Below are 15,441 nucleotides of genomic sequence, written 5' to 3'. Positions count from 1 at the left end.
CGCCCCCCCGCGCGCCGCACCAGATAACACACCCCACCCCCCCCCCCCCGGGGGCCGGGCGCTCCCCCCCCCCCCCCCCCCCCGCGGCGGGACCGGCACGGCCCGGTTCGTCCTCACCAAGATCGCCGAAGCGGTGATCAGCATCGTGCTGGTGATCGTGCTGTTCTTCTTCCTGTTCCGGATGCTGCCCGGCGACCCGGTCGCGGCGATGACCCGCGACCACCCCACCAGCCCCCAGCAGATCGCCGAACTGCGCGAGAAGATGGGCGTCGACAAGCCCGTCTTCGTCCAGTTCGGCACCTACCTGTGGGACCTGCTGCACGGCGACCTCGGCGAATCCCGGCTGCTCAACAACGGCCGCCCGGTCGCCGACATGATCGGCGAACGGCTCTGGCCGACCATCCTGCTCGTCGGCAGCGCCACCCTGCTCGCCGTCGTCATCGGCCTGTGGCTGGGCATCCGCGCCGGCTGGCGCCGCGACAGCTTCTTCGACCGCAGCCAGACCGGGCTCGCGCTGACGCTGTGGTCGGTCCCGCAGTTCTGGCTCGGCCTGATGCTGCTCGTGGCGACCAACGGCCTGTTCCCCAGCCGCGGCATGCACTCACCGGACGCCGCACCGGACTTCGTGTCCCAGACCCTCGACGTCCTGCACCACCTGGTGCTGCCGTGCGTGACGCTGCTGGCCGTGTTCTACGCCCAGTACATGCTGATCATGCGGTCGTCGCTGCTGGGGGAGATGGACGCCGACTACCTCACCACCGCCCGCGCCAAGGGCCTGCGCGACGACCTCGTCCGCCGCCGCCACGCCGTCCCCAACGCCCTGCTGCCGACCACCACGCTGGTGTTCATGCAGTTCGGCTCGGTGCTGGCCGGCGCGGTCACCGTCGAAGCCGTGTTCAGCTGGCCCGGGCTCGGCCAGCTGATCTACGACGCCCTGCACGGGCCCGACCTGCCGGTGCTGCAGGGCGTGTTCACCGTGCTGACCGGCGCCGTCGTGCTGATGAACCTGCTCGCGGAACTGCTCTACCGCGTGCTCGACCCCAGGGTGCGTGCCTCATGACCACCGCCGAGACACCCCGGCGCATCGCCTGGGCCCGCCGCCGCGCCGCACTGGCCGGGTCCTGGCGGGAGTTCGCCCGCCAACGCGGCGCACTCGCCGGGCTCATCGTCCTCGGTGCCACCGTGCTCGTCGCCCTCCTCCTGCCGCTCATCAGCGACGAGACCGGCCTCGACGTCACCAAGGCCACCGGGCAGCCGCTGTCCCCGCCCAGCGGCGAGTTCTGGCTCGGCACCGAAAACTTCGGCCGCTCGGTGCTGCTGATGACCGTGTGGGGCACCCGGATCTCCCTGCTCGTCGGGTTCTCCGCGGCGCTGCTGTCGGTGGTCATCGGCACCCTGATCGGCGTCACCGCCGCCCACTTCGGCGGCTGGGTGTCGGCGACCCTGCTGCGGTTCACCGACTTCTTCCTGGTGCTGCCCTCGCTGATCCTCGCCATCGCGCTCTCGGCCGTGCTGCCCAAGGGCGTCGGCACGATCATCATCGCCATCGGCCTCACCGCCTGGCCCGGGACCGCCCGGCTCGTCCGGTCCCAGACCCTGACCATCGAGAGCCGGTCCTACATCGAGCGCGCCCACGCCCTCGGCGGCGGCCACCTGCACATCATCGGACGGCACGTCCTGCCCGGCGTGATGCCGCTGGTGCTGGCCAACACCACCCTCGTCGTCGGCAACGCCGTCATCGCCGACGCGACCCTGTCCTTTCTCGGCGTCGGCGACCCCAACTCCATCACCTGGGGCCTGGTGCTGGAAACCGCACTCAACAACGGCGCCATCAGCCGCGGCGCCTGGTGGAACGTCCTTCCGCCCGGCATCGCCATCGTCCTCGTCGTCCTCAGCTTCACCCTGGTCGGCCGGGGCCTGGAGACCGTGTTCAACCCGAGGTTGAAGAAGTGACCACCCCACTGCTGCAGCTCACCGACCTGAACGTCACCTACGCGGTGGGGGACACCGCCGTCCCCGCCGTCCGCGGCGTCGACCTCACCCTCGACCCCGGCGGCACCCTCGGCGTCGCCGGCGAATCCGGCTCCGGCAAGTCCACCGTCGCCATGAGCGTGCTGCGGCTGCTGCCGCGCACAGCCGAGATCACCGGCGAAATCCGCCTCGACGGCGAAGACGTCACCACCATGAAGTGGGGCCGGCTGCGCGCGGTCCGCTGGGCCGAGGCGTCCGTGGTGTTCCAGGGCGCCATGCACGCGCTCAACCCGGTCCGCAGGATCGGCGCCCAGATCGCCGAACCGCTGCGGCTGCACCCGCCCGCCGGCAAACCGCTCACCGACGCCGAAGTCGACACCCGCGTCGCCGAGCTGCTCACCCAGGTCGACCTGCCCCCGAGCCGCGCCGGCGCCTACCCCCACGAGCTGTCCGGCGGGCAGAAGCAGCGCGTCATGATCGCCATGGCGCTGGCCTGCTCGCCCCGGCTGATCATCGCCGACGAACCGACCACCGCCCTCGACGTCATCGTCCAGGCCCAGGTCCTCGCCCTGCTCTCGCGGCTGGTCGCCGAGCAGCACATCGGCCTGATCATGATCAGCCACGACCTGTCCGTGCTCGCCGACACCTGCGACCGCATCGCCGTCATGTACGACGGGCGGATCGTCGAAGAAGGCCCGAGTGCCGAGGTGATGGGCTCGCCCCGCCACGAGCACACGCGGGCGCTGGCCGCGGCGTTCCCGACCGTCGGCGACCCGGTGTCCCGCTTCGCGCCGGCCACCAGCAACCCGCTGCCGCCCGAACCCCCGGAACGGGTGGCGGGCGAGCCGCTGCTGGCCGCGGAGAACCTGCGCGTGTCCTTCCGCGACCGCACCGGCAAGCGCATCGACGCCGTCGCCGGGGTCGACCTGACCGTGGCGCGCGACGAGATCGTCGCGCTGGTCGGCCAGTCCGGCTCCGGGAAGACGACACTGGCCCGCACGCTGCTCGGGCTGCAGAAGCCCGACTCCGGCGTGGTCCGCTACGCCGGCGAACCGGTGCCGACCGGCGGGGCGGGCCTCAAGGCCTACCGCCGCCGGGTCCAGCTCGTCCTGCAGGACCCGACGAGCGCGCTCAACCCGAGCCACACGGTGTACGAAGCCGTCGCCGAGGGACCGCGCATCCACCGGCTCGCCGACGAGCGCGCGGTCGTCCACCGGGCACTGGAGGCGGCCGAGCTGCGCCCGGCGGAGAAGTACGCCGACCGGCTGCCGCACCAGCTCTCCGGCGGCCAGCGCCAGCGCGTCGTCATCGCCGGGGCACTGGCGCTCGAACCGTCGGTGGTGGTGGCCGACGAGCCGGTCGCCTCGCTCGACGCGTCCGTGCGCGGCGAAATCCTCGCCCTGCTGCTTCGGCTGCGCCGCGAACTCGGCCTCGCCGCACTGGTGATCACCCACGACCTGGGCCTGGCCTGGAACATCGCCGACCGCGTCGCCGTGATGTACCGCGGCGAGCTGGTCGAGACCGGGACCGTCGAGCAGGTCCTGCTCGACCCGCAGCACCAGTACACGAAGTCGCTCCTGGCCGCCCTGCCCGGCGGCACCGCCCAGCGCCGCCCGGTCGAAACCTGATACTGCGGGAACTCCGCGCGAGCGCGGTGTGTAATCTCCGAACGGAAATGGCGACCACCACCGACCCCGCACAGACGCCCTCGACCGGACTGGCCGAGCGGCTCCGCGTGCCCTCGCGATTCCCCTACCGCACGATCGCGATGGGCACCGTCGGCAGCACCCTGCTGATGATCGCCGCGCTCGGTGCCGGCGGCATCCTGATCAAGGACCCGGTGCTCGGCCACGGCCCGCTCTCGTGGGTCCGCTACGGCCACGGGCGCATGCTCGCCAACGCCGTCCTCTACACCGGCTTCGGCATGGTCGTGTGGGCGTGGGTCCGGCTCGGCCGCTACGTGCTGGCCGGCCGCATCGGCAGCCGCCCCATTCTGGTCGCCGCGGGGTGCTGGATGGCGCCGCTGCTGGTGTCGCCGCCGCTGTTCACCCGCGACGTGTTCTCCTACCTCGGCCAGGGCGCCCAGCTGCTCTACGGGCTCGACCCGTACGCCAACGGCCCGGCCGAGCTCGACGTGCTGCCGACCGTGGTGCAGAACGTCCACCCGCTCTGGCAGACCACCCCGGCCCCGTACGGGCCGCTGTTCCTGCTGATCTCCAAGGGCGTGGTCGCCACCACCGGCGACAACATGATCCTCGGCGTCATCCTGATGCGCGTCGTGCTGCTCGTCGGCCTGGCCGGGACGCTGTGGGCGCTCCCGCGGCTGGTCAAGCACCTCGGCGGCAAGCTCCCGATCGCGCTGTGGCTCGCGGTGGCCAGCCCGATGATGGTGATCCACCTCTTCGGCGGCCCGCACAACGACCTGATGATGCTCGCGTTCCTCACCATCGGCGTCCTCGCCGCCCTGGAACGCAAGCACGTGCTCGCGATCGTCCTGGTCACCATCGGCATGCTGATCAAGCCCACCGCGGCGATCGCGCTGCCGTTCCTGGTCTGGATCTGGGCCAACCACCTCACGGGCGAGTCGAAGGTCCGCAACTTCCTGCGCGCCGGAGCGGCCTCGGTGGGCCTGTTCCTGCCGGTGTTCGTCGCGGGCACGTGGATCTCCCTCGGCTCCCTCAACCTCGGCTGGTGGTCGGGCCTGAAGGCCCCCCAGCTGATCGCGAACTGGCTGAACATCCCGACCGGCATCGGCGAGGTGTTCTACAACCTGGTCCACCTGATCGTCGACGTCCAGGTGTCCCCGTTCGTGACGGTCGCCCGCGCGGCGGGCATGCTCCTGCTGATCGCCATCGGCATCCGCCAGTGGTGGCTCGCCCGCGGCGGCGGCACGGAGGCGGTGTACCGGGCCGGCATTTCGCTGCTGGCGGTGGCGATCCTCATGCCGCCGACCCTGCCGTGGTACCTGACCTGGGGTTTTGTCCTGCTCTCGGCGTTCAAGTGGCAGCCGCGGCACCTCGCGCTGGTGGTGGCGGTGTCGGTGTTCGTGACGCTGGTGTACTACCCGACGGGCGAGCAGGCCCTGTACGACTGGTGGTTCATCATCCTGGTGGTGCTGGCCAGCCTGTACTCGGCGGCGTCCCTGCTGCGGCCGGACCCGCTGGGCATCATCGACGCCTGGCGCCGCCCGGAGAAGTTCCTCCGCGACTAGCTCCCCGCCCACCCGCTCCACGTGTGCACCTCGGTGACCACCACCGCGTGCTCCGGCGGCCGCTCGGCGTACTGCGCGTACTTCGCCACCAGCCACGACACCGGCTCCGCACCCGGCGGCTCCACCCGTGCCGACCCGTCCGCCCGTGCCCACCACAGCCGGGACCAGTCCTCGTCGTAGCCGTCCGCGAGGAAGCACACCGACGGGTTCTCCGCGATGTTCGCCAGCCGCCGCAGGGCCACCGAGGACTTCGGCTTGTGGTCCACCGCGAACACCACCACGTCCCCGCGCACCGCGAACGTCACCGGCACCAGGTGCGGCACACCCGAAGCCGACACCGTCGCCAGCCGGGCGACCCGCACCCCGGCGAACCGGGCGCGGGCCTCCTCCGGCGGCAACCTCACGTCAACGCGGGGGAGTCGAAGGTCAGCGTCCCCAAGTCCGCGTCCAGCGTCACCGGGACACCCAGCGGCAACGTCGGCGACGACGCCACGTGCCCGAACCCGAACTCCTCCACCACCGGCACCCCCAGCGGCCCCAGCCGCTCCAGCAGCAGCGCCCGCACCTCCGCCGGGTCACCGCACGCCGCCCACGAGCCGAGGACGATCCCGCGGACCCCGGCGAACCAGCCGCTGCGCAGCAGCTGCGTCAGCATCCGGTCCAGCCGGTACACGCTCTCCGTCACGTCCTCCAGCACCACGATCGCCTCCCGCGCCGACCCGTGCTCCGGGGTACCGATGCCCGCCGCCAGCAGCGACAGGTTGCCGCCCGTCAGCACCCCCGACGCGCGGCCCGGCACCAGCGCCGAACCGCCGCGGACCACGCGGGTGCGCTCCGGCTCGAACAGCGACCGCCGCAGGTGCTCGACCGCGAAGTCGTCGAACAGCACGCTCGCCGGCATCGGGGAGAACAAAGTGGACAGTCCGAGGTGGACGTCCACCGCCCGGTGCAACGCCGTGATGTCCGACGACCCGGCCAGCACCTTCGGGCCCGCCGCCCGCAACGCCGCCCAGTCCACCAGGTCCAGCATCCGCTGCACGCCGTAGCCGCCGCGGGCCGCCAGCACGCACCGCACCCCCGGGTCCAGCCACGCCTCGGTGAACTCCGCCGCCCGCGCCGCGTCCGGCGCCGACAGGTACGGCGGCGACCCCGGCGCGGCCTGCACGCACGGCCCGACCCGCACCTCGACGCCCCAGCCGCGCAGCACCGGCAGCGCCTTCTCCAGCAGGTCCGCCGGCACCGGACCGGCCGGCGCCACCAGGGCGAGTGTGTCGCCCGCCCGCAACCGCGGCGGCCTCACCGGGACAGCTCCAGCCGCGCCACACCCGGCGTCTCGAACCCGAACACCTGACCGTAGAAGGACAATTCGGCCTCCAGCGCCGCCACGATCGTCGATGCCTGCCGGAAACCGTGCTGCTCACCGGCGAACCGCTGGTAGGCGTGGGGGATCCCGCGGCCGGCCAGCCGGGCCACGAACCGGTCGGCCTGCTCCGGCGGGCAGATCCGGTCCTCCAGGCCCTGCTGGAACAGCACCGCCCCGGCCAGCCTCCCGACGTTCGCCAGCGGGGAACGCTCGGCGTACCGGTCCCGCACCTGCGGGAACGGCCCGACCAGCCCGTCGAGGTAGCGCGACTCGAAGTCGTGCGTGTCGCCGACCCACCCGGCCAGGTCCAGCACCGGGTACATCACCGTGCCCGCCCGGTAGGTCTTCGTCGTCGTCAGCGACGCCGCCGCGGTGAACCCGCCCGCGCTGCCGCCCCGGATCCCCAGCCGCTCCCCGTCGGCCAGCCCGGCCGCCACCAGCGCCTCGGCCACCGCGACGCAGTCGGCGACGTCCACCACGCCCCACTGCTCCCGCAGCCGCTCCCGGTAGGCGCGCCCGAACCCGGTCGACCCGCCGTAGTTCACCGCCGCCACGCCGATGCCGCGGCTGGTGAAGTAGGCGATCTCCAGGTTCAGCGCGGCGAGGTGCTGCCCGGTCGGCCCGCCGTGGACGTCCACCAGCAGCGGCGGCAGCTCCCCGTCGGGCGCGGTGAACTCCGGGTTGCGCGGCAGGTACAGGACCACCGGCACGGCCTCGCCGTCCGCGGTGCTGAACACCCGCTCCTGCGGCTCCGGCAGGAACTCCGCGGGCAGCTCCGGCTGCGGCGTCAGGTCCGTCACCACGCCGTCGACGGACACCCGCACCACGGCGGACTCCCGGGCCGGGCCGCCCGCCACGCCCACGACCTCGCCGCCGGCCACCGCGAACCCCGTCGAAGACCACGCGGTCAGCTCGCCGGCCACCGGCGTCACCGAACCGTCCGCTTCGTCGAGGACCACCAGCCGTCCGGCGGACAGCACCGCGTGCCGCCCGCCGCCCAGCGGCGCGAACCAGCGCGACCCCGTCTTCCACAGCGGCCCGCCCAGCTCCTGTTCCACCGGAGCCACGTTCACCACCGAGCCGTCCAGCCCCACCCGGTGCAGGTTCCACCAGCCGTCCGGGTCCGCCAGCGCCAGCAGCGTCGCCGGCGTCTCCCATTCGACCTGGCACACCGACACGTCCGGGCCGCCGGCCAGCACCCGGTGCGGCCCGAACCCGCCGTCCTCGACCGGCGCCACGCACAGCTCGGTGCCGTCCCACGGCATCCGCGGGTGGTCCCAGCCGAACCAGGCCGCGTGCCGCCCGTCCGGCGACAGCTGCGGCGCGGTCAGGAACCGGTGGCTCGCGGCCAGGACCCGCTCGCCGCCGCCGGCCACACCGATCGCGACCAGTTCGCGTTCGACGTCGGTGGGACGCGGCCCGGTGCTGCGCTCCCGCACGGCCCACACCTCACCCGGCAGGCCGGGGCGCAGGTCGCCGTAGCGGACGCCCTGCGGCTCCGCGGGGGACGGCGTGATAGCCACCACGCCGATTTCGCTCTGCGCGTACACGCGCTGGTCGGCCCAGTGCGTGAACACCACGATCCCGTCGGCCACCGTCCACGGCCTGCCGCCGTACTCGTGCAGCCGGTTGCGGACGTTCCACGGGGCGGGCAGCACGTCCTCGGTACCGCCCGGCACGGCCCGGACCAGCGCGACCCGCCCCTGTTCACCGGGTCGCGCCTCCGCCCACCACACCTCTCCGGAGACGACGTCGAGCCACTGCGGGCCGCCGCCGGCGGCGGCCACCTCGGCGGCGGTGATGGGCGAGGACCAGGTTCCGTACGGGGAGATCCGAGACACCCCCCGAGGCTAGCGGCCCGCCAACGGTGGGGCGGCGGATGCCGATCATGCGCCCGTGGCCTAGGGTCGACAGTGCTATGTCTCGCGTAATCCACGTCTTCCGCCAGCCGGATCGGTTCGTCGCCGGCACCGTCGGCGAGCCCGGCGATCGCACGTTCTACCTCCAGGCGTCGGAGGACGTGCGCACCATCAGCGTGACCATCGAAAAGCAGCAGGTCGTCGTCCTCGCGGAACGGCTGAGCTCGCTGCTGGAGGAGGTCGCCAGCCGGTTCGGCGCCGACGTCCCCGACGACGCGCCCGAGGACCTCGTCGACCTCGACCCGCTCACCGTGCCGGTCGAGGAGGAGTTCCGCGTCGGCACCATGGGCCTCGGCTGGGACGCCGACAGCAGCGCGGTCGTCATCGAGCTGCTCGCCATCACCGAGGGCGAGGTCGACGAAACGGTCGTGCTCGACGACACCGAGGAAGGCCCGGACGCCGTCCGCGTCTTCCTCACCCCGGCCGCCGCCCGCGCGTTCGCCGAGCGGGCCGACCGCGTCGTCAACGCCGGCCGCAAGCCGTGCCCGCTGTGCGCCGAGCCGCTCGACCCGGCCGGGCACATCTGCCCCCGGCAGAACGGCTACCGGCGCGAGACCGACGCGGGCGAAGACTGACCATGACGCTTGACCCGGCCGACCCCACCGCCCGCGAACTCGTCACCCACGGCCGCATCGACGTCGAAGGCCGGCTGGTCGACGCCTCCAACGTCACGCTCTTCTGCGCCATCGAGCTCGACGGCGTCACCGGCCGGGTCGTCTACAAGCCGGTGTCGGGGGAGCGGCCGCTGTGGGACTTCCCCGACGGCACCCTGGCCGGGCGGGAGGTCGCCACCGCGATCATCGCCGACACCACCGGCATCGGCGCGATCCCGCCGACCGTGCTGCGCGACGGCCCGTTCGGCCCCGGCATGGTCCAGCTGTGGATCGAAACCACCGAAGACGACCTGGTGGAAGTCCTCTCGCCGGACGACGTCCCCGACGGCTGGCGTCCGGTGCTGAACGCACACGACCGGTTCGGCGAACCCGCGGTGCTGGCCCACGCCGACCACCCCGGCCTGCGCGAACTCGCCGTGCTCGACATCATCGCCAACAACACCGACCGCAAGGGCGGGCACCTCCTGCCCGGCGTCGACGGCCGCGTCTACGGCGTCGACCACGGCATCTGCCTGCACACCGACCCGAAGCTGCGGACCGTCCTGTGGGGCTGGATCGGCGAACCGGTGCCGCCGGACACCGTCGAGAAGCTGCGCAAGCTGCGGTCCGAAATCGACGGCGGCCTCGGCACGACCCTCGCCGAGCACATCACCAAGTTCGAGATCCGGGCACTGGCCGAGCGCACCGACGTGCTGCTCGCCGAGGGCATCTTCCCCGCACCGGGTGACGACTGGCGAGCCATCCCGTGGCCGCTCTTCTGATCGACGACGCAGCCCGCGCCCGGCTGGTCGGCCGCTTCGGTGCCGAGCTGGCCGAGCCGTGGTGCGACACGCTCCCCGACCTCGTCGCCCGCCTCACCGCCAAGTGGCAGCTCACGGTCCGCGAAGCGCGGCCGGGCAACACCGGCCGCACCCTGCTCTGCACCGACCCCGGCGGTGACCCGCAGGTCCTGAAGCTCACGCCGGACCCCGAGGTGGCCCGGCTCGAGTTCGCCGGGTTGCGCGCGTGGGCCGGTTGCCGACGCGCGGTGCAAGTGCTGGACACCGACCTCGCCGCCGGGGCGATCCTGCTCGAAGGCCTCGTGCCGGGCACCGAACTGCGCGGCCGGCCGGTCCCGTGGCCGGAGATCGGCGCCCTGCTCACCGAGCTGCACGCGGTCGCACCCCCGCCGGGCCTGCCGCCCTTGACCGATCGCGTGACGTTCATGTTCGACATCACCGAGCGCACCGTCCCCGGCTCCGCGGCCGAACCGCACCTGACACCCGAACTCCTGGCCCGCGCCCGCCACCGGGCCCTCGCCCTCGCCGAAGGCGGACCCGTGGCGGTCGTGCACGGCGATCTGCACCCCGGCAACGTCCTCGACGCCGGCCCCCGCCGCGGTGTGGTGGCCATCGACCCGCGTCCGAGCGCCGGGGACCCCGCCTTCGACCTCGCCGACTGGCTCTACCTGCCGCTGTCCGCCGGTGGCACGCTCGACGACGGCCTCGAAGCGCTCCGGCCGCACCTGCCCGGCCTCGACGCCGGCCGCGCCCGCGCGTGGTGCGCCGCGCTGGCTCCGCTGGCCGCCCACCCGCCCCTGCGCCGCGGTGAGCACACGCCGTTCACCGATGCCCTGCTGGAGATGGCGCGCTGACCGGCGTGGCATGACCGCCTCGAGCGGCCACGCGCACTAGGTTCCGGGGTCGTGCGCTCCCACTCCTATGACGACGTGCTCGCCGGCCCGCGCCGCAAGAAGGTGCCGGAGGTCCCCGCCGAACCCGGCCTGGTCGTCGAGGACCCGGCCAGCGGCTTCTGCGGTGCGGTGGTGAAGATCGAGTACGGCAATGTCGTGCTCGAAGACGCCAAAGGCCGCCACCGCGTCTTCCCGCTCGCGCCCGCCGGCTTCCTCCTGGAGGGCAAGCCGGTGACGCTGGTGCCGTACCGGGCCCCGGCGAAGGCGCCGGCGCGGCGGGTCTCGGCATCCGGGTCGGTGCGGGTCGAAGGCCTGAAGGCCCGCGTCGCCCGCGACTCGCGCATCTGGGTCGAAGGCAAGCACGACGCCGAGCTGGTCGAACGCGTCTGGGGACACGACCTGCGCGTCGAAGGCGTGGTCGTCGAGCCGCTCGACGGCGTCGACGTGCTCGCCGACCGGATCGCCGAGTTCGGCACCGGCCCCGGCCGCCGGCTCGGTGTCCTGGTCGACCACCTGGTGCCCGGCAGCAAGGAGTCGCGGCTGGTCGAGGCGATCCGCGACGAGCACGTCCTGGTCACCGGTCACCCGTACATCGACGTGTGGGAGGCCGTGCGGCCCGGCGCGGTCGGGATCGAGGCGTGGCCGAAGATCCCGCGCGGGACCGAGTGGAAGCAGGGGATCTGCGCCGCGCTCGGCTGGGGGCAACCTTTCGAAGGCTGGCAGCGTGTGCTGAGCGGGGTGAGCAGTTTCCGCGACCTCGAGACCCCGCTCATCGGGGCCGTGGAGCGGCTCATCGACTTCGTCACCGAGCCGACGGAAGAGGGCTGAATGTCCGTTTTGTCCAAGGTCACGCCAAGGTCACTTCCCGTCACTGCGCCGGTGCGAACCGGCGCGATCTGAGAGCATGAAGCCATGTCATGGGCACTGGTCTGGTTGATCGTCGGCATCGCCCTGGTGATCGCCGAAGTCGTCTCCGGCGACTTCGTGCTGGTCATGCTGGGCGTGGCCGCGCTGTTCGGCGCGGGTGCCGAAGTGCTCACCGGGAACCTGGTCATCGACGTCGCGGTGTTCGCCGTCGCCTCCGTCGGCATGCTCCTGCTGGTCCGCCCCGCGCTCAAGCGGCGCCTGCTGGGCGGGCCGGTCCACCACACCGGCATCGACGCGCTGATCGGCGCCCGCGCCGTCGTCGTGTCCACAGTGGACGCCGAGACCGGGCAGGTGAAGCTGGGCGGGGACGTCTGGTCGGCCCGCAGCCTCGGCGAGCACCTCCCGCCCATCGCCCCCGGTACCCAGGTCACGGTCGTCGAGATCTCCGGCGCCACCGCCGTCGTGTCGGCCGAGCCGTGAGCCTCGGACTCGTCGTCGTCGGCGAAGGCCACGCCGCGGTGCTCGAACGCGGCGGGCGGTTCCGCGCCGTCCTCGGCCCCGGCCGCCACGTCGTGGTCCCGTTCGCCGACCGGGTCCGCGCCCGGTTCGACCTCGGCGAGCAGCTCCTGTCGGCCCCGCCCCGCCCGGTCGAAGCCGGCGACGGGCGGGAGGTCATGATCGGCTTCGAGGTCGTCTTCGCGATCACCGACCCGCGGCTGGCCACCTACGAGATCGCGAACCCGGCGCTGGCGATCGAACAGCTGACCCGCACCGCGCTGCGGCAGGAAGCCGGCCTGACCACGGCCGAGCGCGCCGTCACCGCCCCCGGCGACCTGCACCGTACAGTGTGGACGGTCCTGCACGACACCACCGGCCGCTGGGGCGTCACCACGAAGGAGCTGGAGCTCGCGGTGAGCCCGCCCGCGGCACCCGGAACGCCGTCAACCGCGCAAGAATGGTACTAGGTAAGGGGAAATTCTCTTGACCGGATTTGTGATCGGCCTGGTCATAGCGCTGGCCTTGCTCGTGATCATCACGATAGCCAAGGCGGTCATGGTGGTGCCGCAGGCGCAGTCGGCCGTGATCGAGCGGCTCGGCCGGTTCCGCACGGTCGCCTCGCCCGGCCTCAACATCCTCGTGCCGTTCCTGGACAAGGTGCGCGCCCGGATCGACCTGCGCGAGCAGGTCGTCTCGTTCCCGCCGCAGCCGGTGATCACCGAGGACAACCTGACGGTGTCGATCGACACGGTCGTGTACTTCCAGGTCACCGATTCGCGTGCCGCGGTGTACGAGATCTCCAACTACATCGTCGGTGTCGAGCAGCTGACCACCACCACGCTGCGCAACGTGGTCGGTGGCATGAGCCTCGAGCAGACCCTGACCTCCCGCGACTCCATCAACAGCCAGCTGCGCGGCGTGCTCGACGAAGCCACCGGACGCTGGGGCATCCGCGTCGCCCGCGTCGAGCTGAAGGCGATCGACCCGCCGCCGTCCATCCAGGACTCGATGGAGAAGCAGATGCGCGCCGACCGCGAGAAGCGCGCCATGATCCTCACCGCGGAAGGCCAGCGGGAGTCGGCGATCAAGACCGCGGAAGGCCAGAAGCAGAGCCAGATCCTCGCCGCCGAAGGTGCCCGCCAGGCGACCATCCTCGCCGCCGAGGCCGAGCGGCAGTCGCGGATCCTGCGGGCCCAGGGTGAGCGGGCCGCGCGCTACCTGCAGGCGCAGGGCCAGGCGAAGGCGATCGAGAAGGTGTTCGCCGCGATCAAGGCCGGCCGCCCGACCCCGGAGGTGCTGGCCTACCAGTACCTGCAGACGCTGCCGCAGATGGCGCAGGGCGACGCGAACAAGGTCTGGATGATCCCCAGCGACTACGGCAAGGCCCTCGAAGGCTTCGCCCGTGCGCTCGGCGCTCCGGGCGACGACGGCGTGTTCCGGTACGAGCCGCCGAAGGAGGACGACGTCCCCGACAAGGTCGAGCTCGACGACGAAGAGGTCGCCGACTGGTTCGAGACCAAGAGCGACCCGAAGGTCGCCGAGGCCGTGGCGGCCGCGGAAGCGGTGGCGCGCAAGGAGGTCCCGGCGATCGGGGCGCCCTCCTCGCCGCCCGCGCGGCCGTCGATCCCGCGCCCGGAGCGCCCGCAGCCCGAGCCGCAGGCCGACGAGGAGCGCGGCACCGAGGTCACCCCCGCGCCGCAGCAACAGCAGCAGCCGCCGACCCCGCAGAGCGGCCAGCCCGCGCTGCCGCAGCCGCAGTCCCCGGCCGGTCCGCCGCCGGGCGGCCAGTACCAGGGCCCGCCACCGCAGGCCCCGCCGCCGGGCCAGTTCGGCGGCCCGCAGCAGCAGAACCCGGGCTCCGGCCCGTTCCCGCAGCAGCCCCCGTTCGGCGGCCCCCGCCGCTGACCCGGCCACCCGTGAAGGTCGCCTCGACACCGAGGCGGCCTTCACGGCGTTTCGGGGGTTCAGCTGCGCTGGTAGACGGAGACGTCGTCGATGTCGGCCTTCGACCGGTCCTTCAGGAAGATCACGCACAGCACGGTGACCACCGCGGACAGGATGATGTACCCGGAAATCGCGTACGGCGTCCCGGTCGTGTGCAGCAGCCAGGTGGCCAGCAGCGGCGCCGGCCCGCCCGCGAACACCGACGCCAGCTGGTAGCCCAGCCCCGCGCCGCCGTAGCGCAGGTGCGTCGGGAAGCTCTCGCCGATCAGCGCCGCCTGCGGGCCGTACTGCAGGGCGTGCGGCACGAACGACACGACGACCGCGACGAACACCAGCGCGTGGCTGCCGTGGGCCAGGATCGTGAAGTACGGGAAGGCGATCAGCCCGGTCAGCACCGCCCCGCAGAGGTAGACCCGCTTGCGGCCGAAGGTGTCCGACAGCGCCGAGAACAGCGGGATCAGCGCCAGCTCGCAGGCCGCGCCGACGAGGACCGCGTTGAGCACGAAGGTCTTGCTGAACTCGTGCCGCGACACGACGTAGATCAGCACGTAGCTGGTGAACAGGTAGAACGGCATCTGCTCGCTGAACCGGACGCCTGCCGAGAGCAGGATCTCCCGCCAGTGGTGCCGGATCGCGTCGAGCACCGGGGTGCGGGCGGTCTGCCGGTTCTGCACGAGCTTCGCGAACATCGGCGTTTCGAGGATCTTCAGCCGGATCACCAGGCCGACCGCGACGAGCACCAGGCTGAGCAGGAACGGGATCCGCCAGCCCCAGGAGTCGAAGGCGGCGGGGGACAGCGACGCCGACAGCAGGGTCATCCCGCCGGTGCCCAGCACCAGCCCGACCGGCACGCCGATCTGCGCGAAGCTGCCGAGCAGCCCGCGTTTGCGCTGGTCGCCCCACTCCATGGCGAGCAGCACCGAGCCGCTCCACTCGCCGCCGATGGCGATGCCCTGCACCAGCCGCAGCAGCACGAGGATCAGCGGCGCGGCGACGCCGATGGCGGAGGTCCCGGGCAGGATCCCGACGACGCCGGAGGAGATGCCCATCAGCAGCAGCGTGACGATCAGGGTGGCCTTGCGCCCGATCCGGTCGCCCCAGTGCCCGAAGATCGCGGCCCCGACCGGCCGCGCGGCGAACCCGACCGCGTAGGTGGCGAAGGACTGCATGGCGCCGGCGTAGGCGCTCGAAGCGGGGAAGAACAGGTGCGGGAAGACCAGGGCCGCGGCGGTGTTGTACAGGAAGAAGTCGTACCACTCGATGGTGGTGCCGACGGCGCGGGCCCGCGCCGCCCCCCGGCCCCGCCCCCAGCGGTCCGCCCGCCCCGGGGGTGTGGCGCAGTTGTCGCCCCGAAACAAAAACCCAAACCAACCGTGACCCCA

15 protein-coding genes are annotated in these 15,441 nt (G+C 72.6%); 11 read left to right on the top strand and 4 right to left on the bottom strand.

Annotation, left to right across the window (positions count from 1 at the left end; translation table 11 throughout):
* The 4 genes from ABZX11_RS47505 to mptB form a co-directional block, all read left to right on the top strand.
* On the top strand, nt 1–1,060 hold a 1,060-nt coding region (locus ABZX11_RS47505; RefSeq protein WP_354925653.1), incomplete at its 5' end, for an ABC transporter permease.
* Complete coding sequence (locus ABZX11_RS47500; RefSeq protein ID WP_354925650.1) at nt 1,057–1,953, top strand: ABC transporter permease; 897 nt, start codon at nt 1,057–1,059, stop codon at nt 1,951–1,953. The genes ABZX11_RS47505 and ABZX11_RS47500, both read left to right, overlap by 4 nt.
* Nucleotides 1,950–3,599 carry an ABC transporter ATP-binding protein gene (locus ABZX11_RS47495; protein ID WP_354925647.1) on the top strand — a complete coding sequence of 550 codons (1,650 nt, stop codon included), beginning with the start codon at nt 1,950–1,952 and terminating at the stop codon, nt 3,597–3,599. Before ABZX11_RS47500 ends, ABZX11_RS47495 begins: the two co-directional genes overlap by 4 nt.
* A 47-nt stretch (nt 3,600–3,646) precedes the next feature.
* On the top strand, nt 3,647–5,182 hold the full coding sequence (mptB, locus tag ABZX11_RS47490; RefSeq protein ID WP_354925644.1) for a polyprenol phosphomannose-dependent alpha 1,6 mannosyltransferase MptB: 1,536 nt from the start codon (nt 3,647–3,649) through the stop codon (nt 5,180–5,182).
* Here mptB and ABZX11_RS47485 read toward each other — a convergent pair.
* Genes ABZX11_RS47485 through ABZX11_RS47475 form a run of 3 tightly spaced genes read right to left on the bottom strand, consistent with a single transcriptional unit; the run spans nt 5,179 to nt 8,386 of the window.
* On the bottom strand, nt 5,179–5,580 hold the full coding sequence (locus ABZX11_RS47485; protein ID WP_354925656.1) for a TIGR03668 family PPOX class F420-dependent oxidoreductase: 402 nt from the start codon (nt 5,578–5,580) through the stop codon (nt 5,179–5,181). The genes mptB and ABZX11_RS47485 overlap by 4 nt on opposite strands.
* A 2-nt stretch (nt 5,581–5,582) precedes the next feature.
* Complete coding sequence (locus ABZX11_RS47480) at nt 5,583–6,482, bottom strand: LD-carboxypeptidase (RefSeq protein ID WP_176169681.1); 900 nt, start codon at nt 6,480–6,482, stop codon at nt 5,583–5,585.
* A complete protein-coding gene (locus ABZX11_RS47475; RefSeq protein WP_354925641.1) occupies nt 6,479–8,386 on the bottom strand; it encodes a prolyl oligopeptidase family serine peptidase in 1,908 nt (635 codons plus the stop codon). Before ABZX11_RS47475 ends, ABZX11_RS47480 begins: the two co-directional genes overlap by 4 nt.
* A gap of 77 nt (nt 8,387–8,463) precedes the next feature.
* Here ABZX11_RS47475 and ABZX11_RS47470 point away from each other — a divergent pair, with 77 nt between their 5' ends.
* From ABZX11_RS47470 to ABZX11_RS47440, 7 genes are all read left to right on the top strand, one after another.
* Nucleotides 8,464–9,039 (top strand): DUF3090 domain-containing protein, encoded by a 576-nt coding sequence (locus ABZX11_RS47470; protein ID WP_176169679.1) that lies wholly within the window; start codon nt 8,464–8,466, stop codon nt 9,037–9,039.
* Nucleotides 9,040–9,041: 2 nt separating this feature from the next.
* A complete protein-coding gene (locus ABZX11_RS47465; RefSeq protein WP_354925638.1) occupies nt 9,042–9,839 on the top strand; it encodes an SCO1664 family protein in 798 nt (265 codons plus the stop codon).
* Entirely contained in the window at nt 9,824–10,711 is an 888-nt protein-coding gene (locus ABZX11_RS47460) for an aminoglycoside phosphotransferase family protein (RefSeq protein WP_354925635.1), read from the top strand. The genes ABZX11_RS47465 and ABZX11_RS47460 overlap by 16 nt, the downstream gene beginning before the upstream one ends.
* Before the next feature lie 51 nt (nt 10,712–10,762).
* Nucleotides 10,763–11,578, top strand: coding sequence for a DUF3097 domain-containing protein (locus ABZX11_RS47455; protein ID WP_176169676.1), 816 nt, complete (start codon nt 10,763–10,765; stop codon nt 11,576–11,578).
* 84 nt (nt 11,579–11,662) lie between these two features.
* Nucleotides 11,663–12,097, top strand: coding sequence for an NfeD family protein (locus ABZX11_RS47450; protein ID WP_176169675.1), 435 nt, complete (start codon nt 11,663–11,665; stop codon nt 12,095–12,097).
* Entirely contained in the window at nt 12,094–12,582 is a 489-nt protein-coding gene (locus ABZX11_RS47445) for an SPFH domain-containing protein (RefSeq protein ID WP_176169674.1), read from the top strand. The genes ABZX11_RS47450 and ABZX11_RS47445 overlap by 4 nt, the downstream gene beginning before the upstream one ends.
* Before the next feature lie 16 nt (nt 12,583–12,598).
* Nucleotides 12,599–14,020, top strand: coding sequence for an SPFH domain-containing protein (locus ABZX11_RS47440; protein WP_176169673.1), 1,422 nt, complete (start codon nt 12,599–12,601; stop codon nt 14,018–14,020).
* Between the two features lie 59 nt (nt 14,021–14,079).
* Here the strand turns inward: ABZX11_RS47440 and ABZX11_RS47435 are convergent, their stop codons facing one another.
* Nucleotides 14,080–15,417: an MFS transporter gene (locus tag ABZX11_RS47435; protein ID WP_354925630.1), complete on the bottom strand. Its 1,338-nt coding sequence runs from the start codon at nt 15,415–15,417 to the stop codon at nt 14,080–14,082.
* Nucleotides 15,418–15,441: the final 24 nt, after the last annotated feature.

This window comes from Amycolatopsis sp. NPDC004169, from assembly GCF_040610315.1.
Lineage (GTDB): Bacteria > Actinomycetota > Actinomycetes > Mycobacteriales > Pseudonocardiaceae > Amycolatopsis.
This window is presented reverse-complemented; position numbering and strand designations above follow the sequence as displayed.